Below are 21,743 nucleotides of genomic sequence, written 5' to 3'. Positions count from 1 at the left end.
TCGAACCAGTGACATACGGATTAACAGTCCGCCGTTCTACCGACTGAACTACAGAGGAATCGTTTGAACGGGGCGCATAATATCCAGAGCGCTCCGGGATGTCAAAGCCTGATTTCACCTTTTTAACTGACTGCTGAATAAAACGCCATTTCCCTGAAAATCCCGCTGATTGTAGCCCGTTTACACGCTGCCTCTTTTGCGTAGCGCGCTGCAGGCCGCCACTGTATGCCACGGGTATTTACATTCCGTTTCGTCAGAATGATCACGTTTATTTCATTTCTGCGTTGCAAAGCTTAATTATGAAATATACATTCCATTTAATTGTTTTCCTACCCAGTAAGGAACCTCTATGGAAAAGGTCAGAATCGGGCTGATTGGTACTGGTTATATCGGCCGTTGTCACGCCATTGCTTACGCTCAGGCGGCCACCGTCTTTTCACTGAAAGGTGAAATCGTGCGTGAAATGGTGGCGGAGGTTAACCCGGATGTCGCCAGAGCACAGGCGGCGGCACTGGGCTTTCATCGATCTACAGGCAACTGGCGAGAGCTGGTCGCTGACCCGAACATCGACGTGGTGGATATTTGTGCCCCAAATTTCCTCCATAAAGAGATGGCGCTGGAGGCGATCAAACACGGCAAGCATGTTTACTCGGAAAAACCACTGGCGCTGGACGTGGCGGATGCGGAGCTGATGACCAACGCCGCGAGGGAAGCCGGAGTTAAAACGCTGGTAGGCTTCAACTATATGAAGAATCCGACCAGCCAGCTGGCGCACGAAATAATTGCCCGCGGTGAGATAGGAGAAGTGGTGCACTTTTATGGCACCCACAACGAAGACTATCTGGCGAATCCACAGACGCCGCTGGACTGGCACTGCCAGAAAGCGCTGGCCGGGCTGGGGGCGCTGGGCGATCTTGCCGCGCATATCGTCAATATGGCGCACTATCTGGTGGGCAATATCAGTGAAGTCTCGGGAGACATGCTGACGGTGATTAAACAGCGCCCGGACCCGAAAGATCCTTCCGTGCTGCGGGACGTTGAAAATGAAGATCAGGCCAGCGCGCTGCTGCGTTTCGTCAATGGAGCGCATGGGGTGATTGAAACGTCGCGTATTGCCTGCGGCAGCAAAATGGGGCTGACCTACGTGGTGACCGGCACCAAAGGCGCCATCCGCTACACCCAGGAAAGAATGGCCGAGCTGGCGCTGTATCTGCATGACGATCCGGCAGGGCGTCAGGGTTTTAAAACCATACTGACCGGCCCGGCCCATCCGGACTATGCAGCGTTCTGTATCTCTGCCGGTCACGGCATTGGGTTTAACGATCAGAAAACCGTGGAGATTCGTGATCTGATCAACGGCATCGCTGCCGGCGAGAGTATGTGGCCGGATTTTGCCGAAGGATTGCAGGTTTCGAAGGTGCTGCAGGCAATTGCGGTTTCGGCTGTGGAACGCCGCTGGATGTCGGTCTGAGAATATCCAGCAAACGGACCGGTGACGGGAGCGAAAGCTCCCATTTTTTTCTGTAGTGTAACCTTCCTCACACCTCCGCCATTAATTGTTCCAACGTCTTGATCGCCTCCGCAGTTTTGCACCAGTGCAGTGCGCAACCCGCACAAGCTGTCGCTATGTTTATCATTCTGTCCGGTCCTGTTACCGCTTGTTGCTGCGTGTTACGTCACCTCTCAGCAAAAAAATCAGTTGTTTTCTGACTGACTGGCGGGGTTCTTGCTTAATGAATGCTGGACGGCCGGATCCTGGATCGACCGCGACATGGTAATGACAAAGCTAGTGATTTCTCCCGTGCCACTCCGGTGGCGTCAGGCTCTTAACAGTGCTGAGGAATACCCGAATGTCTTTGAAATTGATCAAGTTACCCCTTCAGATTGTGATGGCAGGATGTTTGACCACAGCGCTGTACGCGCATGCGGACGTGATGATTGGCGTGGCAGGGCCGTTTACCGGACCCAATGCCACTTACGGCGCGCAGTACTGGAAAGGTGCTTCACAGGCGGTGGCCGACATCAATGCGGCCGGTGGAATCAAGGGCGAGAAAATCGTGCTGGTCCAGGGCGATGATGCCTGTGAGCCAAAACAGGCGGTGGCGGTGGCAAACCGGCTGGTGGATGAATCAAAAGTTTCTGCGGTAGTGGGGCATTTCTGTTCCTCCTCCACCATGCCCGCTTCGGAGGTCTATGACGAAGCGGGTGTGCTGACTATCACCCCTGGCTCAACCAATCCACAGATTACCGAACGCGGCATGAAAGATATGTTCCGCATGTGCGGACGCGACGATCAGCAGGGCGCTGTTGCCGCTAACTATATGCTGGACGTGCTGAAGGCGAAGAAAATTGCGGTGATCCACGATAAGGATACCTATGGTCAGGGTCTGGCGGATGCCACCAAAGCGGCGCTGGAAAAACGCGGCACCAAAGAGGTGTTGTATGAGGGTCTGTCGCGTGGCGAAAAAGACTTTAACGCGCTGGTCACCAAAATAGGTTCACTCAAACCGGACGTGGTCTACTTTGGCGGCTGCCATCCGGAAGCCGGACCGCTGGTGCGGCAGATGCGTGAGCAGGGCGTGCAGGCGAAATTTTTCTCCGGCGACTGCATCGTCACGGAGGATATGGTCACTGCGGCAGGAGGCCCACAGTATACCAATGGCGTGCTGATGACCTTTGGTAACGATCCGCGCACTATTCCGGCGGGTAAATCGGTGATTGAGAAGTTCCGCGCCAGCGGCTTCGAGCCGGAAGGCTACACCCTGTATGCCTATGCCTCCATTCAGGCGATTGCTGCTGCCTATAACGGCGCGGGAAAAGACAACGCCAAAGCCAGTGAATGGCTGAAGTCACACGATGTCGATACGGTAATGGGGAAAAAATCCTGGGACGGTAAAGGCGACCTGAAAGTGTCGGATTATGTCGTTTACCAGTGGGATGATAAAGGGAAATATCACCAGCTGTAATCACTGACCTCTCTTTGCCCTGCCTCACCGGCAGGGCGTTGCACCACCGACGGCAGCCGTGGCGCTCGGCGTCACGCTGGCTAACTACAGGCGGGACAGCTTAATGGAAGCATTTTTTCTGCAACAGCTGGTCAATGGGCTGACGCTGGGTGCCGTATATGGCCTGATCGCTATCGGCTACACCATGGTCTACGGCATTATCGGTATGATTAACTTTGCACACGGCGAAGTGTATATGATCTCCGCCTACCTCTGCGCTATCGGGCTGGCGCTGCTCTCCTTTTTTGGGATCCACTCCTTTCCACTGCTGATTTTCGGCACGCTGATCTTCACCATTGTCGTGACCGGTGTGTATGGCTGGGCGATTGAGCGCATAGCCTACCGGCCTTTACGCAATTCAACACGCCTGGCTCCGCTGATTTCTGCCATCGGCATGTCGCTGATCCTGCAGAATTATGTGCAGATCAGTCAGGGGCCGAATCAGCAGGGTATCCCGACGTTACTGACCGGCGTGCTGCGTTTTGACGTTGGCGATGGCGTGGTGCAAATCACCTGGACCAAAGTCTTTATTCTGCTGGCCGCGCTGATTGGGATGGCCGTGCTTACCTGGATTATTCAGTACACCCGGCTGGGCCGCATTTGCCGTGCCACGCAGCAGGATCGGCGGATGGCTTCGATTCTCGGGATTAACACCGACCGGGTGATTTCGCTGGTGTTTATGATCGGGGCGGCAATGGCCGGGCTGGCTGGCGTGCTGGTCACCATGAACTACGGCACCTTTGATTTCTACGCGGGCTTCATTATCGGCATTAAAGCGTTCACCGCTGCGGTACTTGGCGGAATTGGTTCCCTGCCGGGCGCAATGCTCGGCGGCCTGCTGCTGGGCGTGGCTGAAGCGCAATTTGCCGGGATGGTGAACTCCGATTACAAAGACGTGTTTTCATTTGCGTTGCTGGTGCTCATCCTGATCTTCCGTCCGCAGGGGCTGCTGGGCAGACCGCTGGTTGCCAAGGTTTAAGGGGGAATCATGTCAGATGCTTCTCTGAAGCCAGGGCTGGATATCAGGCAAAGCCTGATCGAAACGGTGCTTGCCGGGCTGTGCGCGCTGGTAGTTTTTGGACCGATAGTCGGCATTGTTCTGAAAGGGTACAGTTTTACGCTTTCGCCACTGCGCGTTGCCGTACTGGTCGCGGTGGTGATGGCTGGCAAACTGGCGCTGAGTCTGACCTTGCAAAGCGCAACCGGCAGGAAGTTTGCCAGCCGATTTGAAGGGGCCGATGACGGGGTTTATGTCCGTCCGCCAGACTACCGTTCACGGTTGCGCTGGATCATCCCGCTGCTGCTGGTTCTGGGGGTAATGTTTCCGTTTATTGCCACCAAATACCTGCTGACCGTCGCCATTCTGGGGCTGATCTATGTGCTGCTTGGGTTGGGGCTGAACATTGTGGTCGGCCTGGCCGGGCTGCTGGATCTCGGTTATGTGGCGTTCTATGCCATTGGCGCTTATGGCCTGGCACTGGGCTACCAGTATCTGGGGCTGGGTTTCTGGGCGATGCTGCCGCTGGGCGCAGTGATGGCAGCCCTGGCGGGAGCGCTGCTGGGCTTCCCGGTGCTGCGCATGCACGGCGACTATCTGGCGATTGTCACGCTGGGTTTTGGTGAAATTATTCGTCTGGTGCTGACCAACTGGGTCAGTTTCACCGGTGGGCCTAACGGCGTGTCGGTACCTGCGCCCACCTTCTTCGGGCTGGAGTTCGCCCGGCGGGCAAAAGAGGGCGGCGTGCCTTTTCACGAGTTCTTCCACACCACCTATAATCCCAACCTCAAGTTTATTTTTATCTACGGGGCGCTGATTCTGGTGGTGTTGCTGGTGCTGTTTATTAAACACCGGCTGACGCGGATGCCCATTGGCCGGGCATGGGAAGCGCTGCGGGAAGATGAGATTGCCTGCCGCGCGATGGGATTGAATCACGTGCTGGTGAAGCTGTCGGCATTCATGCTCGGTGCTTCAACCGCCGGGATAGCCGGAGTGTTCTTTGCCACTTATCAGGGATTCGTCAATCCCACTTCCTTTACCTTTTTTGAATCTGCTTTAATCCTCGCCATTGTGGTGCTGGGTGGCATGGGTTCCACGCTCGGCGTGGTGCTGGCGGCCTTTGTGCTGACGGTTGCACCTGAATTGCTGCGCAGCTTTGCCGAATACCGCGTGCTGCTGTTTGGCGTGCTGATGGTGCTGATGATGATCTGGCGTCCACGCGGGCTGGTGCGGACCAGTCGTGCAGGCGTGCCGGTCCGTAAGGGGGTGGCGCCATGAGCGACAGCATTCTGCGTGTTGAGCATCTGATGATGCATTTTGGCGGCATTAAGGCGCTGAAAGATGTGAATCTGGAGGTGGAACGGGGGTCCGTCACGGCGCTGATTGGTCCTAACGGCGCCGGGAAAACCACCGTTTTCAACTGCCTTACGGGGTTCTATCAGGCTTCGGGCGGGTCGATTGTCCTCAACGCCCGGTCGCGAAAGACGGATGTTATTCAGGTGCTGGGGCAGAAAATTCTCCCGGCTGACCTGCTGAATCCTGCCCGACTGGGATCGCTTATTTACTACAAAATGTTCGGTGGGACTCACCTGGTCAACCGTGCCGGACTGGCGCGCACCTTCCAGAATATTCGCCTGTTCCGTGAGATGTCGGTGGTGGAGAACCTGCTGGTCGCGCAGCATATGCAGGCGAACCGTAATCTGCTGGCCGGGATCCTGAACACGGCAGGCTATCGTAAAGCGGAAAATCAGGCGCTGGATCGGGCTTTCTACTGGCTGGAGGTGGTGGATCTGGTTGACTGCGCCAACCGGCTGGCGGGAACGCTCTCTTACGGGCAGCAGCGCAGGCTGGAGATAGCCCGCGCCATGTGTACCGGGCCGGAAATGATTTGTCTGGATGAACCCGCCGCCGGGCTGAATCCGGTGGAAACTCAGGCGCTGAGCCGCATTGTGCGCTTCCTGCGGCGGCAGCATGCCGTCACCGTGTTGCTGATTGAACATGATATGGGAATGGTAATGGAGATTTCGGACCATGTGATTGTCCTTGACCAGGGTAACGTGATTGCCCGTGGCTCGCCTCGTGAGATCCAGAGCAATGCCAGTGTCATCGCGGCTTACCTGGGAACCGATGAAGAGGAGGTCGCCGGATGAGTCAGCCGCTGCTCGAATTTCGTCATGTGAATGTGTTTTATGGCCCGATCCAGGCGCTGAAGGAGGTATCGCTGACCGTGAATGAAGGTGAAACTGTCTCTCTGATTGGTGCCAACGGCGCGGGAAAGTCCACGCTGCTGATGTCCATTTTCGGCCAGCCACGCATCGCTGCTGGACAAATCTTCTATCACGGAGAGGATATCAGCCGTAAATCGACCCATTTTATCGCCAGCAATGGCATTGCTCAGGCTCCGGAAGGCCGGCGGATCTTTCCGGATATGACGGTGGAAGAAAATCTGCTGATGGGCACCATTCCAATCGGCAACCGCTATCAGAATCAGGACAAGGCGAAGATGTATCAGCTGTTTCCCCGACTGGAGGAGCGTCGCAGCCAGCGGGCGATGACGCTTTCCGGAGGGGAACAGCAGATGCTGGCGATTGCCCGCGCTTTGATGAGCAGGCCGAAACTGCTGCTGCTTGATGAGCCAGGCCTGGGGCTGGCACCGCTGGTGGTGAAGCAGATTTTCCAGATCCTGCGGGATCTGACTCGTGAAGGAATGACGCTGTTTCTGGTCGAGCAGAACGCCAATCATGCGCTGAAGCTGTCCGACCGCGCTTATGTGATGGTCAATGGACAAATCCGGCTGAGCGGCACCGGGCAGGAACTGCTGGTTAACCCGGAAGTCCGGAGCGCTTATCTGGGAGGGGCGTAACGGCCTCAATGACGGGTATTGCGGGATGCCTGGTATCAGGACGGTCAGCGTGCTGTAAGGGTACAAAAGAATGCTGTGAAACCGCCTTTACTGAAGGCGGTTTTTTGCCTCAGCGGAACGGCGGCTCATTGAAGGTGCGCAGCTTACGGGAATGCAGTTTATCCCCCTCGGCCCGTAGCAGATTAATGGCACAGATCCCAATCTGCAAATGCTCGGAAATCGCCCCTTCATAGAAGCGATTCGCCTGGCCCGGCAATTTGATTTCTCCGTGCAATGGCTTATCGGACACGCACAGCAACGTGCCGTACGGAACGCGAAAGCGATAACCCTGAGCGGCGATAGTGGCACTTTCCATATCAACGGCCACCGCACGGCTGAGGTTAAAACGTAGCGCAGAAGCAGAATACCTCAGCTCCCAGTTGCGATCATCCGTGGTAACCACCGTTCCGGTGCGCAGGCGCTGCTTCACTTCATCTCCCGGCATTCCGCTCACTTGTTTGGTGGCATCATAGAGTGCACGTTGTACTTCTGCGATACTTGGAACCGGAATATCTGGCGGCAGCACCGCATCCAGCACGTGGTCATCACGCAGATAGGCATGCGCCAGCACATAATCACCAATGGTCTGGCTCTCACGCAGGCCGCCGCAATGGCCAATCATCAGCCAGGTATGCGGGCGCAGTACGGCAAGGTGATCGCAGATGGTTTTGGCATTTGAAGGGCCGACACCAATATTGATCAGCGTAATTCCCTGTCCGTCTTTGGCGACCAGGTGCCAGGCCGGCATCTGGTGATTTTTCCATGCCAGGCCTGAGAGGGTTTCCAGAGGATTAGGGGTCTCGGCAGTCACGTAGATGCTGCCCGCGCACGAAAGCGCTTCATATGGCGAATCCGCATCGGCAATTTGTTCGCAGCCCCAGCGCACAAACTCATCAACATAGCGCGTGTAGTTGGTGAACAGCACATATGACTGAAAATGTTCAACCGGCGTACCGGTATAGTGCCGCAGCCTCGCCAGTGAAAAGTCCGTACGCAGCGCATCAAAATGCGACAGCGGGAACTGTTCGCCGGGCTGGTAAAGGCCATCGGCATTCTCATCGCCAATCTGCGCCAGTTCGGTGGTCGGAAAGTGCTGGGCCAGCCCGGCACTCATGCTGCGATCCAGCCCCAGGTTTGAACCGTCAATCACATAAGGGAAAGGGATCTCCTGCGAAGAGGGTTTCACTTCCAGCGTGACCGGATATTCACCGGTCAGCATCTCCAGTTGCTCCGTCAGGTAATGACGGAACAGGGCGGGGCGGGTCACCGTGGTGGCGTAGCTACCCGGACGGGTAAAACGGCCAAATGCACGGGACATCTTGTGTTTCTCTGCATCCCCACCCCAACTGACGCGCAGTTCAGGGTAAACAAAAAGCCCGCTGGCACGGCTGACATCGTCCGGTAGTTTGCCGCTGTCGATATAGGCCGCTACGGCTTCCCGAAGCGCGTTAACGGCTTGCTCATACAGCGCGTCCAGCTTGTCCAGCGCCTCAGCTACGGACAATCCCATTGGGGTGAAAGGCTGGTTCATGATCTCTCCTCTGGCGATGCTGATTGTTTTCTTTGCATCAGGCTACGGCTTCTGCCACAGAGATTCCAGTTCCTCCAGCGATTTTCCTTTGGTTTCCGGCACAAATTTCCACATAAACAACGCTGCCAGCAGGCCCATCAGGCCATAGATCCAGTAGGCAAAACCGTTGTTGAAATGTGCGATAAGGTAGCTGTTTTTATCCATCATCGGGAATGTCCAGGAAACCAGGTAATTGGCAATCCACTGTGCCGCTACGGCGATTGACATTGCCTTGCTGCGGATGCGGTTCGGGAAGATTTCCGCCAGCAGCACCCAACAGACTGGTCCCCAGGAGATCGCGAAGGAAGCGACATAAAACAGCATGGCTCCCAGCGCCACCACCCCGGACATTTTGGTATAGAACGCGGTTCCCAACGTAAACATTCCGATTGCCATACCCAACGCGCCAATAATCTGCAGTGGTTTACGACCAAAATTATCGACGGTTAGAATGGCTATGGTGGTAAAGAGTAAATTAATGACGCCAACAATGATTGTTTGCAACAAAGCAATGTCAGTACTTGCCCCCACCGAACGGAAAACCTCCGGTGCATAATAAAGAACCACGTTAATGCCGACGAATTGCTGAAAGACGGAAAGCATAATGCCGATAACCACGACGGAAATGCCAAAGGAAAATAACGGCGATTTTTTTTCCGTTCCGGTATTAACGGATTGAATAATATTACGCAGTTCGATCTGGCTTTGTTCTTTGCCGAACAGTTTCTCCAGTACGGAGGCGGTTTTTTCATTTAAACCTCTTGTGGCCAGCCAGCGTGGACTTTCCGGTACCACGAATAACAGAATAAAGAACAACAGTGAGGGCACTGCGCCAGAAAGAAACATAAAACGCCAACCCAGCGTATTCAGCCAGGTTTCGCTGCCTGACAGGGCGATGCTGTAATTGACGCAATAAACCAGCAATTGTCCGAGGATGATTGCAAATTGATTGCAGGCAACCAGCCTTCCACGTATTTCCGCTGGAGTAATTTCGGCGATATACATTGGCGAGACCATGGAAGCCAGACCAACGCCGATCCCACCAATAATCCGGTAAATGACAAACTCACTCAGATAATCAGAGAGATACCATGGCACGCCTTCGTTCGGATCGATGCTGCGGAAGCCAATTTCAGGGAATGCAGAACCCAGTGCAGAAAAGAAAAACAGCACGGCCGCGATCAGCAGCGTTTTCTTTCTGCCAAAACGGGCGCTCAGCGGTCCACCACAGGCACCGCCAATAATGCAGCCTATCAGCGCGCTGGCCACGCAAAAGCCCAGTAAAGAGTTGGCTGCGGATTCACTTAATCCTCTTGGGGTAATAAAAACGGCATCCAGCGATGAAACCGTGCCGGATATCACCGCAGTGTCGTAACCAAATAATAATCCACCCAATGTTGCCACAAGGGTTACTGATATTATATAGCGATTATTGGCTTTCATCTCAGATGTGGGTGCCATAGCAAACCTCAGGGTAATTTTACTGACGATTCGGTTTTTTTCTTGCGGGATAAAACATATGCCCGCTCATCAGAGAATAAAATTACAATTTTTTGTAATATCCACCGTCGTTTTGCTTTTCATGATGACGATCACAGTGCCCACGTTGAGAACAGTGAAACGGATCTCTGACCCTGTGTGATCCGGGTCATGATTGGGATTTTACATAAGGGAGTTGTGAAATTTTATAATTGTCATGGCAATCCAGTTCTTTGCATAGTGAAGACGTTTAATTAATTGCAATCGACAATTCCTTTTTCGTTAATTAAGGAGAATCCCCGTGGCTGATTATTTTGACCGTATTGATAAAATTCCTTACGAGGGTGCTGAGAGTCAGAACGATCTGGCCTTTCATTTTTATAACCCAGATGAAATGATTCTGGGTAAACGAATGGAAGATCATCTGCGTTTTGCCGCCTGCTACTGGCACACCTTCTGTTGGGCAGGGACCGATATGTTTGGTACCGGTGCGTTTGAACGCCCGTGGTTTGATGCGGGCAGTGAACTGGATCGGGCGAAAATGAAGGCAGATATTGCTTTTGAATTCTTCCATAAACTGAACGTCCCTTTCTACTGTTTTCATGATGTTGATGTCGCCCCACAGGGCAATTCAGTAAAGGAATATCTGCACAATTTTGCGGTTATTACTGACATTCTGGCGGAAAAACAACAGAACACAGGCGTTAAACTTCTGTGGGGCACCGCCAACTGCTTCACGCATCCTCGCTACGGTGCGGGCGCAGCCACAAACCCGGACCCGGAAATTTTTGCCTGGGCGGCTACGCAAGTGAATGCAGCCATGCATGCCACGCAGAAACTGGGTGGTGAGAACTACGTGCTGTGGGGCGGTCGTGAAGGGTATGAAACACTGCTGAATACTGACCTGAAACGTGAGCGTGAACAGATTGGCCGCTTTATGCAGATGGTCGTGGAGCATAAACATCGTATTGGGTTCCACGGGACATTGCTGATAGAACCTAAACCGCAGGAGCCGACTAAACATCAGTATGATTATGATGTTGCCACCGTATATGGCTTCCTGAAGCAGTTTGGTCTGGAAAAGGAAATCAGGGTTAACGTTGAGGCGAACCATGCCACGCTGGCCGGTCACTCCTTCCAGCATGAAATTGCCACGGCGGCCGCGCTGGGTATTTTGGGTTCGGTCGATGCCAACCGCGGGGATTTGCAGCTCGGCTGGGATACGGATCAGTTCCCGAACAGCGTTGAAGAGAATGCATTGATCATGTACGAGATCCTCAACGCAGGGGGCTTCACCACCGGCGGTCTGAATTTTGACGCCAAAGTGCGCCGTCAAAGCACCGACCCTTACGATTTGTTCTTTGGCCATATTGGCGGCATGGATGTGATGGCGCAGGGACTGCGCATTGCTGCCCGGCTGATTGAAGAAGGGCGGCTGGATCAGGCGCGTGAGGCACGCTACGCGGGCTGGAACAGCAAGCTGGGTCAGGACATTCTGGCGGGAACGATGTCGCTGGAAGAGCTGGCAAATTTCACGAAAAAAGAGGCGTTGTACCCGCAGCATCGTAGCGGCCGGCAGGAACGCCTGGAGAATATCGTGAATCAGGCTATCTACCGCTGAGGATTGACGGCAACACAACGCCAGAGGCAACAGGCATGTATACAGGTATCGATCTCGGCACTTCAGGCGTCAAAGTCATCCTGCTGAATGAAGATAACAGGGTGTTAGCCAGCCACACGGAGCCACTGACGGTTTCACGGCCTCATCCATTATGGTCTGAACAACATCCGGAGGAGTGGTGGCAGGCAACAGATCGGGCGATGCAGGCTCTCGCACAGAAGCATCCATTGCATGACGTCCGGGCGCTGGGGCTGACCGGGCAAATGCATGGCGCGGTTCTGCTTGGCAGACAGCAGAACGTGCTGCGACCGGCCATTTTATGGAATGACGGCCGCAGCAGCCTGGCTTGTCAGCAGCTTGAAAAGAGCGTGCCGGCGTCACGGCGGATCACCGGCAATCTGATGATGCCGGGCTTCACGGCGCCAAAACTGCTGTGGGTGAGAGAGCACGAGCCGGATATTTTCCGTCAGATCACCCGTGTTCTGCTGCCAAAAGATTATCTGCGCTGGCGGATGACCGGTGATTTTGCCAGTGACATGTCAGATGCGGCGGGCACAATGTGGCTGGATGTCGGCAGACGAGACTGGCACGATAATCTGCTGGCGGCCTGTGGCTTATCCCGGGACCAGATGCCAGCATTGTTTGAAGGTTATCAGGTGACCGGAACACTGAGGTCTGACGTAAGCCAGCGTTGGGGACTGCCTGCGCGGTTACCGGTGGTGGCTGGTGGTGGGGACAATGCGGCAGGAGCCATTGGGGCGGGGATCTGGCAGGAAGGGCAGGCGATGCTGTCACTGGGAACGTCCGGCGTTTATTTTGCAGTATGCAAGGGTTTTCTGAGTAATCCTGAACGTGCCGTGCACAGTTTCTGCCATGCTCTGCCGCAGACCTGGCATCTGATGTCGGTGATGCTCAGTGCCGCTTCCTGTCTGGACTGGGCCGCACGACTGACCGGACAACAGTCGGTAGCCGATCTCCTGAAACTGGCGGGAAAAGTTCAGCTTAACGAGCATTCTCCCTGCTTTCTGCCCTATCTTTCTGGTGAACGAACGCCGCACAATAATCCGGACGCAACGGGACTTTTTTGGGGATTCACCCACCAGCACGGTCCGGAAGATCTGGCGATGGCGGTGCTGGAGGGAGTCAGTCTGGGGCTGGCGGAGGGAATGTCAGTGCTGCATGCCACAGGCGTCAGGCCATCGTCGGTCACGCTGATTGGCGGTGGTGCGCGAAGTCATCTCTGGCGGCAGCTTCTGGCTGACATCAGTGGGATGGCGCTGGATTACCGTACCGGTGGTGATGTCGGGCCTGCTCTGGGCGCGGCCCGGCTGGCGAGGATGAGCTGTAATCCTGGCGTTTCCACTGGTGAATTGTTACCTGAACTGCCGCTGGAAGCTCGCTATATCCCGGATGCGGATCGCCACGCGCTATACCGTGTCCGGCAGGCAAGGTTCAGCATGCTTTACCGGCAGACGGCCAGCATAAATTAAACAGGGGATGTTAAATCCCTGGTGTGAACAGGCGGCAGATTAACCCTCTGCTTCCTGCTGCTTTTCCGATCCTGCTCGCATCTCTGAAGCATAACTTCCCCTTTCAGCACTTTACTTATTTTTCCCCGGGTCGCCGGGCATTACTCTGATGTTACGGAACCGGCAATCCCGTTTGCCGACCATCTTCAGGAAAACGCAATGAACATCAGTGACCGTAACGCCACGCCTCAGGCAAGAATTTCGCTGCTTTTTAACGCCAATAAGGCCTATGACCGGCAAATTATCGAGGGAATCGGTGAGTTTTTTTATGCCTCACAGTGTGGGTGGGATATCTATATCGAAGAGGATTTCAGCGTCCATCACTTTACTCATACAATCCTGACCAGCAGCGGTATCATCGCCGATTTTGACGATGAAAATATTGCCCGTCAGCTGAGCCACACTGACATACCGGTGGTGGGCGTGGGCGGTTCCTACCACAACCGACAGGACTATCCGCCTGTACATTATGTCGCGACGGATAACGAAGCGCTGGTTGCCGCAGCGTTAAACCATCTGATTGAGCGAGGCATTGAGCGTTTTGCTTTCTATGGTCTGCCTCAGGAGGCCGGTAAACGCTGGGCCCAGGAGCGTGCGGCAGCCTTTGAACATCTGACCCGCAAAATGTCCTGCCCCGGCATTATCTATGAGGGTCTGGTAACGGAAAGCAATACCTGGGGGGAAGCGCAGCAGAGACTGGCCCGGTGGCTGAAAGGGTTGCCTCCGCAGACCGGTATTATTGCGGTTACTGATGCCCGCGCCCGGCACGTGCTGCAAACTTGTGACTGTATCGGTATCACCGTGCCGGAAAGCCTGTGTGTAATCGGCATTGATAATGAGGAACTGACCCGTTACCTGTCGAAGATTTCGCTTTCGTCAGTGATGCAGGGAACCCGCAAAATGGGGTTTGCAGCGGCAAAATTGCTGGATGCGTTGTTATCTCAGCGGCAGACAGCGAATGAGCCGATCATCGTGCCGCCGGAAAGAGTGATTGCAAGACAGTCAACGGATTACCGCTCTGTCATCGACACTATGGTGATCAGGGCGATGGGGTTTATTCGCAAAAATGCCTGCCGGGGGATTACCGTTGAACACGTCCTGGAAGCTACAGGCACCTCCCGTTCGAATCTCGACAAAAAATTTATGACGGAGATGGGAATGACTATCCATAAAGTTATCCAGGATGAAAAGCTGGGCAAAGCGAAGGAGCTGCTGGCAACGACCCTTCTGCCGGTAGCCGAAATCAGTCGTTTATGTGGTTATAACACCCCGCAATATTTCTGCGCTATTTTCCAGCAGGCGCTGGCGGTCACGCCGGTAAAATACCGTAGCGATAATGTTGGGTCACCCCGGTAGTGGGTGAAGGGCCGTGAAATTCAACCTGGTAAGATGACATCAGTTGTCTCTGATATACACCTGATGTTGCTTCTATGAAAATATAATGTTTATTATTTTTGTAATGATGGTTTTTCATTAACTGTTCGGGTGTGAAGTTTGAGGGTAAAAAAATGAAGTGTGAATTGAGTCACTAATGATTTTTTAAAACTCTCTATCCTTTGTAGAACTTTTTTCGGCGATAGAATCTGCATGCTTTCAGGTTTTAATATTATTCTTAATGTCGGGAATTAATTATTTTTTACAGGGTGTTGTGGAAGAGTGATGTCTGGTCAAGTGGTATTTAACCGGGTGTACCGGAATGATGATAAGGCTGTCGCAGAGATAAAATGCTTTCTGCGTGAAAACGAACTGTATATCGATCGGACCATCAGAGTGTTTGTCACTGCTATCCGGCAGGGAAAGCTGGTGGCCTGCGGCGGCATTGCTGACAATATTATTAAATGCGTGGCCGTTTCACCAGACCTGCGCGGTGAAGGGTTGGGGCTTGCACTGGCTACTGAGCTGGTCAATCTGGCCTGGGAGATGGATCAAACCCAACTGTTCATCTATACCAAAACGCAAAATGAATCCCTGTTCCGCCAGTGCGGTTTCCATCCCATTGCCCACGTGCCGGGGATTATGGTGCTGATGGAAAACAGCCCCTGTCGGTTATCCCGTTATGCCGCCCAGCTTGCCGACCAGCGAAAACCGGGCGAAAAAATTGGCAGTATTGTGATGAACGCCAACCCGTTTACCCTTGGGCACCACTATCTGGTGCAACAGGCCGCAGCAGCCTGTGACTGGTTGCACCTGTTTCTGGTCCGGGAAGATAACTCCCGCTTTCGTTATCAGGACCGGTTAGATCTGGTTACGGCGGGCACTCAGGGGATTGCTAATCTGACGATCCATGAGGGGTCGCAATATATTATTTCCCGCGCAACGTTCCCCTGTTATTTCATCAAAGAAAAAGGGATTGCCGATGAATGTTATACAGAAATCGATCTGAAGATTTTCCGGCAATATCTGGCTCCCTCGTTGGGAATTACTCATCGTTTCGTGGGCAATGAACCTTTTTGTGAGGTGACAGCAAAATATAACCGCGATATGCGTTACTGGCTGAATACGCCCGCATTAGCGGAGCCGCCAGTAGAATTGGTGGAGATTGAGCGGCTGAAATATAACGGCACGCCGATTTCGGCTTCATGGGTAAGAAAACTGCTGCCTGCAGGCGATATACAGGCTATTGCTCCGCTGGTACCGGAAGCAACAAAACACTTTTTAGAATGCCTTCTGGCAAAACGCCAGGAAATTGCCGTTACCTAATCAGAGGAAGGGATGAAAATAATCAGGGAAGCAATGGCCGGAACGCTTGAGTCCAGCGATGTGATGGTGCGCATCGCTCCCTCGACAGGCCGGCAGCACGATGTGCTGATAGCCAGCAGCGTGGAAAAACAGTTTGGGGATGCCATCCGGCACACCCTGCTCCAGGTGCTGGCGCACTATCAGGTTGAGCCAGTTCAGGTGATTGTCGATGATAAAGGTGCGCTGGATTGTGTCCTCCGGGCGCGGATGGAGACGGCGCTGATGCGTGCCAGCGGTCTTGACGCTCTCCCCTGGGAGGCCAGCAATGCACATGCCGGATAAAAAGCGGGTACGGCGAAGCATGCTGTTTGTCCCCGGAGCCAATGCGGCAATGTTGAGTAACGCCTTTATTTATCAGGCGGATGCCGTGATGTTCGATCTGGAAGACTCCGTTATCCTCCGTGAGAAAGATGCTGCGCGAAGGCTGGTTTTCCATGCGTTGCAGCATCCTCTCTACCAGCAACAGGAAACTGTCGTTCGCGTGAATGCGCTGGACAGCCCTCATGGCCTCGCGGATTTGCAGGCTGTGGTACGGGGTGGCGCAGACATTGTGCGTTTGCCAAAAACCGATTGCGCACAGGACGTGGTGGATATGGCGCAAGAGATTACGGCGATTGAGGTCGCCTGCGGGAGACAGCAGGGCAGCACTGGCCTGCTGGCAGCTATTGAGTCGGCTGAAGGGATCACTAATGCAGTGGCGATAGCACGAGCTTCATCCAGGCTTGTCGGCATTGCACTTGGCGCAGAAGATTATGTGCGGAACCTGCGCACAGAGCGCTCACCCGAGGGCATCGAGTTGCTGTTTGCCCGCTGTTCGATTCTTCAGGCTGCCCGTGCCGCAGGTATCCAGGCGTTCGACACGGTCTACTCGGATGCCAGTAATGACGCGGGCTTTCTGCAGGAGGCTGCCCTGATTAAACAGCTCGGTTTTGACGGGAAATCGCTGATCAATCCCCGGCAAATTGAGCTGATCCATAACCTTTATGCCCCAACCGCCAGTGAAGCTGCCCATGCGCAGCGCGTGGTAGATGCTGCTGTTGCCGCTGAGCGGGAAGGACGGGGAGTGGTGTCACTGAATGGCAAAATGGTCGATGGCCCGGTGATTGAACGCGCCCGTCTGGTGCTGCAGAGAGTGGCTCTTTCCGGTCTGCATCAGGAAGAGGGCTACGGTAAGGAAACCCGATGAACCGACAACAACGTCTGATGACTTTGCGCACAGAGCGAGAAATTTTGTGCTTCCGTGATACTGAAAAAACGCAGCGGCGGGCGCAGAAACCCGGTGATATCAAGCGCTGCAGCACTCTCAGTGAGGCCATCCTGCGCAGTGGATTGCAGGATGGCATGACGGTATCTTTCCACCACGCCTTTCGCAATGGCGACCTGGCGCTTAACCAGGTGATGGCGACGCTGGCAGAGAGGGGGTTGCGTAATCTCACTCTGGCGTCCAGTTCTCTCAGCGACTGCCATGCACCGCTGGTTGAGCATATTCGCGAAGGTGTGGTCAGCTGCATTTACACCTCGGGCCTGCGGGGTCCACTGGCGGAAGCCATCTCACGCGGCCTGCTCCGGCAGCCGGTACAGATCCATTCCCACGGCGGACGGGTCAACCTGATAACGTCTGGCGAACTGCATATCGATGTCGCTTTCCTGGCGGTTCCGGCCTGCGATGAATATGGCAATGCCAATGGCTACAGCGGTGAGGCCTGCTGCGGGTCGCTGGGTTATGCCCTGGTTGATGCGCAGGCGGCGGATAAAGTGGTGCTGCTGACCGAAGCGATAGTGCCTTATCCGCATCATCCGGCCAGTCTGGCCCAGGATCGGGTCGACCTGATTGTGCCGCTGGAGAAAGTCGGAGATGCCGACAAGATCGGTGCTGACGCCACGCGCATGACCTCAAATCCCAGGGAGTTGCTGATTGCCCGACGTGCGGCAGAGATTATAGTCCGCTCCGGTTATTTCACCGACGGCTTTTCTTTGCAAACAGGCACGGGCGGTGCTTCGCTGGCCGTGACCCGCTTTCTGGCAGATAAAATGCGTGCGAAAGGGATCCAGGCGGCCTTTGCGCTGGGAGGGATTAGCTCAGCGATGGTGGAGCTGCATGAACAGGGGCTGATAGGCAAATTGCTCGACGTGCAGAGCTTTGACCGCATGGCCGCCATGTCACTGGCCCGCAATCCGGGCCATATCGAAATCAGTGCTAATCAGTATGCCAACTTTCACTCGAAAGGGGCGGTGGTTGACCGGCTTGACGTGGTGGTGCTCAGCGCGCTGGAAATTGATACCGGGTTTAACGTCAACGTACTGACCGGTTCGGATGGCGTGCTGCGCGGTGCTTCGGGGGGGCACTGTGACACTGCCGCTGCGGCACAGTTGGCGATCATTGTTGCGCCGCTGGTGCGCGGGCGAATTCCCACTCTGGTTAAAGAGGTCATCACCTGCATTACGCCGGGATCGGACATCGATATCCTGGTGACCGATCACGGCACGGCGGTCAATCCATCCCGCCCGGAGCTGGCGCAGCGCTTACGCGAAGAGGGAATCGATCTGGTCAGCATTGAATGGCTGTACGAGCGGGCCAGACTACTGACGGGCGATCCAAAACCAGTGGCCTTTACGGACAATGTGGTGGCCGTGGTGCGCTACCGGGATGGTTCAGTGATAGATGTCGTGCATCAGATTGCAGAATAACCCGGCGATTCCTGAAGAGGCAGACGGACGGGCAGTCAGCCTGGCCGAACTGCTTGCCGGCCGCGATAACCGACAGGCTCGTCAGCGGCAGTGGTTGCATCAGCAGCCCGCCACGCTGGTGGTGCTGACCGTGGTCACGCCCGGTGCCGTCAAAGACAGCGAGCTGACCCGGCGGATTTTTAATGCCGGATGGCAGCAAATACAGCAGCGGCGGTGGCCTGTTCTGCGGGCTGAGGCCTTTACGCTGGCAACCGGTTGTGAAGGATTCTGGCTGGTGGACGCGAAGGCAGAAGCAGTGAAAGCGCAGACAATCGTGCTGGAGTCTGATGAACCCCTCGGGCGGCTTTGGGATATTGATGTGCTGACGTTTGAAGGAGAGATCCTGTCCCGCCGGGAAAGGGGATTACCAGAGCGGCAGTGCCTGTTGTGCGCGTTGCCCGCAAAGGTTTGCGCCAGACAGAGAACACATGATGTTGCCGGGCTTCTGGCGGAGATGACAAGGCGGGCCGATGCAGCTTTTAAGCCGCAATAAGCCAGGCGTGGTTGACGTATCACCCGATCCCAATCGGTTTGCTGCTGATGCCATCCAGGCATTACTGGCTGAGGTCAATCTGACGCCAAAGCCAGGTCTGGTAGATCGGCGCAACAACGGCGCACATACCGATATGCATATCGGGACTTTTTGCCGCAGCGTTGCCGCTATTAACTTGTGGCTCCCTCGTTTTATCCATCAGGGGCGGGTGGATGCGGTGTTGCCCGAAAATCGGGTTTTGTCACGTTTGCGTCCGGCCGGGATGGCTTGTGAAAGCCACATGTATCGGGCTACGGGCGGGGTGAATACCCATAAGGGAAGCATTTTTTCTCTGGCTTTATTGTGTGCGGTATTTGGGCGACTTTATCAGCAGCGGAAAATCCTCAGTGCTGCAACGCTTTGTCACGGAGTTGCGGCAATCAGCCAGGGACTGGTGAGCCGTGAGCTGGAAAACAACAATCCCTGCCAGACTGCAGGCCAACGTTTGTACGCGACATATGGCCTGAAGGGGGCACGCGGTGAAGCGGAAGCCGGTTTTCCACTGGTGATTAATGGCGCTCTTCCTTTACTTCATCAGGGCAGAGAGCAGGGCCACAGTGAACAGGAAGTGATGACGGACTGCCTGCTGTGGCTGATGGCCCATAACGACGATACTAACGTCGTCTCCCGCGGAGGAATGGCCGGGTTGCGCTGGTTAAAACAGGAATCAGCCGCGTTGCTGGCACAGAGAGAGAGGGGGAACAGGCAGGCAGGATGGGAAGCATTGATCCGGTTTGATGACGCATGCATAGCACGCAATCTCAGTCCGGGTGGCAGTGCTGATTTGTTGATAGTGAGCTGGCTGCTGGCCCGTTTGCCACAGTCCTGATGACCCTTAACGGGTCGCCTAAGGAGAGGCTGAGTGTCTGAATTAACATCCAAAATAGTGAAGTCCCTGGCACCGCTGGCAGTGCTGGCGGCCATTTTACTGATACCGGTACCTGAAGGAATGCCGCCGCAGGCCTGGTATTTTTTTGCTATTTTCGTCGCCATGATTGTCGGGATGATCCTGGAGCCAATCCCTGCCACGGCAATCAGCTTTATTGCGGTGACGGCCAGCGTGCTGGCAGCTGACTGGGTTTTGTTCGGCGCGAAGGAGCTGGCGGCACCTGGTTTTAACGCCGGTAAAGAGGCGCTGAAATGGGGGCTGGCTGGTTTTTCCAGCGCAACGGTCTGGCTGGTCTTCGGTGCATTTATCTTCGCGCTGGGCTATGAATCTACCGGTCTTGGCAGACGGATTGCCCTGTTTATGGTGAAGTTTATGGGGAAACGCACGCTGACGCTGGGATATGCAGTGGTTATCGTGGATGTTCTGCTGGCCCCGTTCACACCCTCTAATACGGCGCGGACAGGAGGCACCGTTTTCCCGGTAGTTCGAAATCTGCCACCACTGTTTGACTCCTTCCCCAATGATGTTTCCTCCCGCCGCATAGGTGGCTACCTGATGTGGATGATGGTGGTGGGGACCAGCATCAGCTCCTCTATGTTTATCACCGGCGCGGCCCCCAACGTGCTGGGCATCGAATTTGTGAACAAGATTGCTGGTCTGCAAATCAGCTGGATGCAATGGTTCCTGGCCTTTTTACCGGTCGGACTGATCCTGCTGATTGTTGCGCCGCTGATCTCCTGGTACCTCTACAAACCCGGCGTGACGCACAGTAATGAAGTCGCGGTCTGGGCAGGTAGTGCATTGGTTGAGATGGGCAAAGTTTCACGCAAGGAATATACGCTGATCGCTCTGGTGTTGCTCAGCCTGTGCCTGTGGGTCTTTGGCGGCAAGGTGGTGAATGCCACGGCAGTGTGTTTGCTGGCGGTTTCGCTGATGCTGGTGCTGAAGGTTGTTGCCTGGAAGGATATCACTCGCTATTCAAGTGCCTGGAATACGCTGGTCAATCTCGCCACGCTGGTGGTGATGGCCAGCGGGCTGACCCGCTCGGGCTTTATCGACTGGTTTGCCACAACCATGAGCACGCATCTGGAAGGTTTTTCGCCGGATATGACGCTGATTGCGTTAGTGCTGGTGTTCTACTTTGCTCACTACCTCTTTGCCAGCCTGTCGGCGCATACGGCAACGCTGCTGCCGGTCATTCTGGCGGTGGGGAAAGGTTTACCCGGCGTATCAATGGAGCATCTGTCGATCCTGCTGGTGTTGTCGATCGGCCTGATGGGCGTGTTGACGCCTTATGCCACAGGTCCCGGGGTGATTATCTATGGCTGCGGCTACGTAAAATCGAAAGATTACTGGCGTCTCGGCGGCATCCTTGGCGTGGTTTACATTACCCTGCTGCTGCTGGTGGGCTGGCCAATCCTCAGCATATGGTACTGATATCAGGTTCGAAACAGGCTGACTGTTGGTCACCCGGTGAAATGCCATGACTTACAGGCAGTTCGCTGCGTCAGGGCTGGCCTCGTCAACTCAGGTCAATGCACTGACGCTACTATTTCTTCAGCTCAATCGTGGATGAAGTGTTGGCCAGACTCGAAGTAATCCTGACCTGATGCTATCCATGTTTGTTGAAGCAGGGCGCAGTTATGCAGTGTCCTCGCTTTAAAATGACATCCCGAAAACGGTTGAGATTGCAGTGACAGGCCCAAAAGCAAGAAGCCCGCTCAGGTTATTTCCTGAGCGGGCTTCTTTAATA

The 21,743-nt window shown here is 54.8% G+C and carries 19 protein-coding genes; 16 read left to right on the top strand and 3 right to left on the bottom strand.

All coding sequences use genetic code 11. The features are described 5' to 3' along the window. On the bottom strand, positions 1-232 hold a 232-nt coding region (locus tag GSQ70_RS26165; RefSeq protein WP_233268464.1), incomplete at its 3' end, for a hypothetical protein. Positions 233-349: 117 nt separating this feature from the next. Between GSQ70_RS26165 and GSQ70_RS23315 the strand changes: the two genes are divergently transcribed. From GSQ70_RS23315 to GSQ70_RS23290, 6 genes are all read left to right on the top strand, one after another. Beyond that, positions 350-1,471 (top strand): Gfo/Idh/MocA family protein, encoded by a 1,122-nt coding sequence (locus GSQ70_RS23315; RefSeq protein ID WP_158784739.1) that lies wholly within the window; start codon positions 350-352, stop codon positions 1,469-1,471. A 379-nt stretch (positions 1,472-1,850) separates the two neighbouring features. Next, positions 1,851-2,966: a branched-chain amino acid ABC transporter substrate-binding protein gene (locus GSQ70_RS23310; RefSeq protein WP_158784738.1), complete on the top strand. Its 1,116-nt coding sequence runs from the start codon at positions 1,851-1,853 to the stop codon at positions 2,964-2,966. Between the two features lie 103 nt (positions 2,967-3,069). Further along, on the top strand, positions 3,070-3,984 hold the full coding sequence (locus GSQ70_RS23305; protein ID WP_158784737.1) for a branched-chain amino acid ABC transporter permease LivH: 915 nt from the start codon (positions 3,070-3,072) through the stop codon (positions 3,982-3,984). A 9-nt stretch (positions 3,985-3,993) separates the two neighbouring features. Then, positions 3,994-5,280, top strand: a complete 1,287-nt coding sequence (gene livM / locus GSQ70_RS23300) for a high-affinity branched-chain amino acid ABC transporter permease LivM (protein WP_158784736.1) — start codon at positions 3,994-3,996, stop codon at positions 5,278-5,280. After that, entirely contained in the window at positions 5,277-6,152 is an 876-nt protein-coding gene (locus tag GSQ70_RS23295) for an ABC transporter ATP-binding protein (protein ID WP_158784735.1), read from the top strand. The genes livM and GSQ70_RS23295 overlap by 4 nt, the downstream gene beginning before the upstream one ends. After that, complete coding sequence (locus tag GSQ70_RS23290) at positions 6,149-6,865, top strand: ABC transporter ATP-binding protein (RefSeq protein WP_158784734.1); 717 nt, start codon at positions 6,149-6,151, stop codon at positions 6,863-6,865. Before GSQ70_RS23295 ends, GSQ70_RS23290 begins: the two co-directional genes overlap by 4 nt. A gap of 109 nt (positions 6,866-6,974) precedes the next feature. Here GSQ70_RS23290 and GSQ70_RS23285 read toward each other — a convergent pair whose 3' ends face one another. Together GSQ70_RS23285 and xylE are read right to left on the bottom strand one after the other, a co-directional pair. After that, positions 6,975-8,435, bottom strand: coding sequence for an AMP nucleosidase (locus GSQ70_RS23285; protein ID WP_158784733.1), 1,461 nt, complete (start codon positions 8,433-8,435; stop codon positions 6,975-6,977). 42 nt (positions 8,436-8,477) lie between these two features. Further along, positions 8,478-9,917 (bottom strand): D-xylose transporter XylE, encoded by a 1,440-nt coding sequence (gene xylE / locus GSQ70_RS23280; protein ID WP_158785448.1) that lies wholly within the window; start codon positions 9,915-9,917, stop codon positions 8,478-8,480. A gap of 337 nt (positions 9,918-10,254) precedes the next feature. Between xylE and xylA the strand changes: the two genes are divergently transcribed. The 10 genes from xylA (at position 10,255) to GSQ70_RS23230 (ending at position 21,427) form a co-directional block, all read left to right on the top strand. Beyond that, entirely contained in the window at positions 10,255-11,574 is a 1,320-nt protein-coding gene (xylA, locus tag GSQ70_RS23275) for a xylose isomerase (protein ID WP_158784732.1), read from the top strand. 35 nt (positions 11,575-11,609) lie between these two features. Then, positions 11,610-13,064: a xylulokinase gene (xylB, locus tag GSQ70_RS23270; protein ID WP_158784731.1), complete on the top strand. Its 1,455-nt coding sequence runs from the start codon at positions 11,610-11,612 to the stop codon at positions 13,062-13,064. Positions 13,065-13,262: 198 nt separating this feature from the next. Beyond that, the gene (locus GSQ70_RS23265) at positions 13,263-14,459 is read left to right on the top strand and encodes a DNA-binding transcriptional regulator (protein WP_158784730.1); all 1,197 of its coding nucleotides are present in this window, start codon (positions 13,263-13,265) and stop codon (positions 14,457-14,459) included. A gap of 303 nt (positions 14,460-14,762) precedes the next feature. Beyond that, a complete protein-coding gene (gene citC, locus GSQ70_RS23260; protein ID WP_158784729.1) occupies positions 14,763-15,803 on the top strand; it encodes a [citrate (pro-3S)-lyase] ligase in 1,041 nt (346 codons plus the stop codon). Positions 15,804-15,815: 12 nt separating this feature from the next. Then, positions 15,816-16,124, top strand: coding sequence for a citrate lyase acyl carrier protein (gene citD / locus GSQ70_RS23255; RefSeq protein WP_158784728.1), 309 nt, complete (start codon positions 15,816-15,818; stop codon positions 16,122-16,124). Next, positions 16,114-17,028, top strand: coding sequence for an aldolase/citrate lyase family protein (locus GSQ70_RS23250; RefSeq protein WP_370521095.1), 915 nt, complete (start codon positions 16,114-16,116; stop codon positions 17,026-17,028). Before citD ends, GSQ70_RS23250 begins: the two co-directional genes overlap by 11 nt. 17 nt (positions 17,029-17,045) lie before the next feature. Further along, positions 17,046-18,530, top strand: coding sequence for a citrate lyase subunit alpha (gene citF, locus GSQ70_RS23245; protein WP_233268591.1), 1,485 nt, complete (start codon positions 17,046-17,048; stop codon positions 18,528-18,530). Continuing rightward, the gene (citX, locus tag GSQ70_RS23240; protein WP_158784725.1) at positions 18,505-19,062 is read left to right on the top strand and encodes a citrate lyase holo-[acyl-carrier protein] synthase; all 558 of its coding nucleotides are present in this window, start codon (positions 18,505-18,507) and stop codon (positions 19,060-19,062) included. The genes citF and citX overlap by 26 nt, the downstream gene beginning before the upstream one ends. Continuing rightward, the gene (gene citG, locus GSQ70_RS23235) at positions 19,040-19,930 is read left to right on the top strand and encodes a triphosphoribosyl-dephospho-CoA synthase CitG (RefSeq protein ID WP_158784724.1); all 891 of its coding nucleotides are present in this window, start codon (positions 19,040-19,042) and stop codon (positions 19,928-19,930) included. The genes citX and citG overlap by 23 nt, the downstream gene beginning before the upstream one ends. A gap of 33 nt (positions 19,931-19,963) precedes the next feature. Then, positions 19,964-21,427: an anion permease gene (locus tag GSQ70_RS23230; protein WP_158784723.1), complete on the top strand. Its 1,464-nt coding sequence runs from the start codon at positions 19,964-19,966 to the stop codon at positions 21,425-21,427. The last annotated feature ends 316 nt before the right edge of the window (positions 21,428-21,743 follow it).

Origin of the sequence: Pantoea sp. BAV 3049, from assembly GCF_009765445.1 — a bacterium.
In the GTDB taxonomy this organism is placed as follows: Bacteria; Pseudomonadota; Gammaproteobacteria; order Enterobacterales; family Enterobacteriaceae; genus Erwinia.
This window is presented reverse-complemented; position numbering and strand designations above follow the sequence as displayed.

Bases quoted from the DNA above. Each gene is read 5' to 3' on its own strand.
- GSQ70_RS23315 (WP_158784739.1), top strand. From the start codon at position 350: ATGGAAAAGGTCAGAATCGGGCTGATTGGTACTGGTTATATCGGCCGT.
- GSQ70_RS23310 (WP_158784738.1), top strand. From the start codon at position 1,851: ATGTCTTTGAAATTGATCAAGTTACCCCTTCAGATTGTGATGGCAGGA.
- GSQ70_RS23305 (WP_158784737.1), top strand. From the start codon at position 3,070: ATGGAAGCATTTTTTCTGCAACAGCTGGTCAATGGGCTGACGCTGGGT.
- livM (WP_158784736.1), top strand. From the start codon at position 3,994: ATGTCAGATGCTTCTCTGAAGCCAGGGCTGGATATCAGGCAAAGCCTG.
- GSQ70_RS23295 (WP_158784735.1), top strand. From the start codon at position 5,277: ATGAGCGACAGCATTCTGCGTGTTGAGCATCTGATGATGCATTTTGGC.
- GSQ70_RS23290 (WP_158784734.1), top strand. From the start codon at position 6,149: ATGAGTCAGCCGCTGCTCGAATTTCGTCATGTGAATGTGTTTTATGGC.
- GSQ70_RS23285 (WP_158784733.1), bottom strand. From the start codon at position 8,435: ATGAACCAGCCTTTCACCCCAATGGGATTGTCCGTAGCTGAGGCGCTG.
- xylE (WP_158785448.1), bottom strand. From the start codon at position 9,917: ATGAAAGCCAATAATCGCTATATAATATCAGTAACCCTTGTGGCAACA.
- xylB (WP_158784731.1), top strand. From the start codon at position 11,610: ATGTATACAGGTATCGATCTCGGCACTTCAGGCGTCAAAGTCATCCTG.
- GSQ70_RS23265 (WP_158784730.1), top strand. From the start codon at position 13,263: ATGAACATCAGTGACCGTAACGCCACGCCTCAGGCAAGAATTTCGCTG.
- citC (WP_158784729.1), top strand. From the start codon at position 14,763: ATGTCTGGTCAAGTGGTATTTAACCGGGTGTACCGGAATGATGATAAG.
- citD (WP_158784728.1), top strand. From the start codon at position 15,816: ATGAAAATAATCAGGGAAGCAATGGCCGGAACGCTTGAGTCCAGCGAT.
- GSQ70_RS23250 (WP_370521095.1), top strand. From the start codon at position 16,114: ATGCCGGATAAAAAGCGGGTACGGCGAAGCATGCTGTTTGTCCCCGGA.
- citF (WP_233268591.1), top strand. From the start codon at position 17,046: ATGACTTTGCGCACAGAGCGAGAAATTTTGTGCTTCCGTGATACTGAA.
- citX (WP_158784725.1), top strand. From the start codon at position 18,505: ATGTCGTGCATCAGATTGCAGAATAACCCGGCGATTCCTGAAGAGGCA.
- citG (WP_158784724.1), top strand. From the start codon at position 19,040: ATGCAGCTTTTAAGCCGCAATAAGCCAGGCGTGGTTGACGTATCACCC.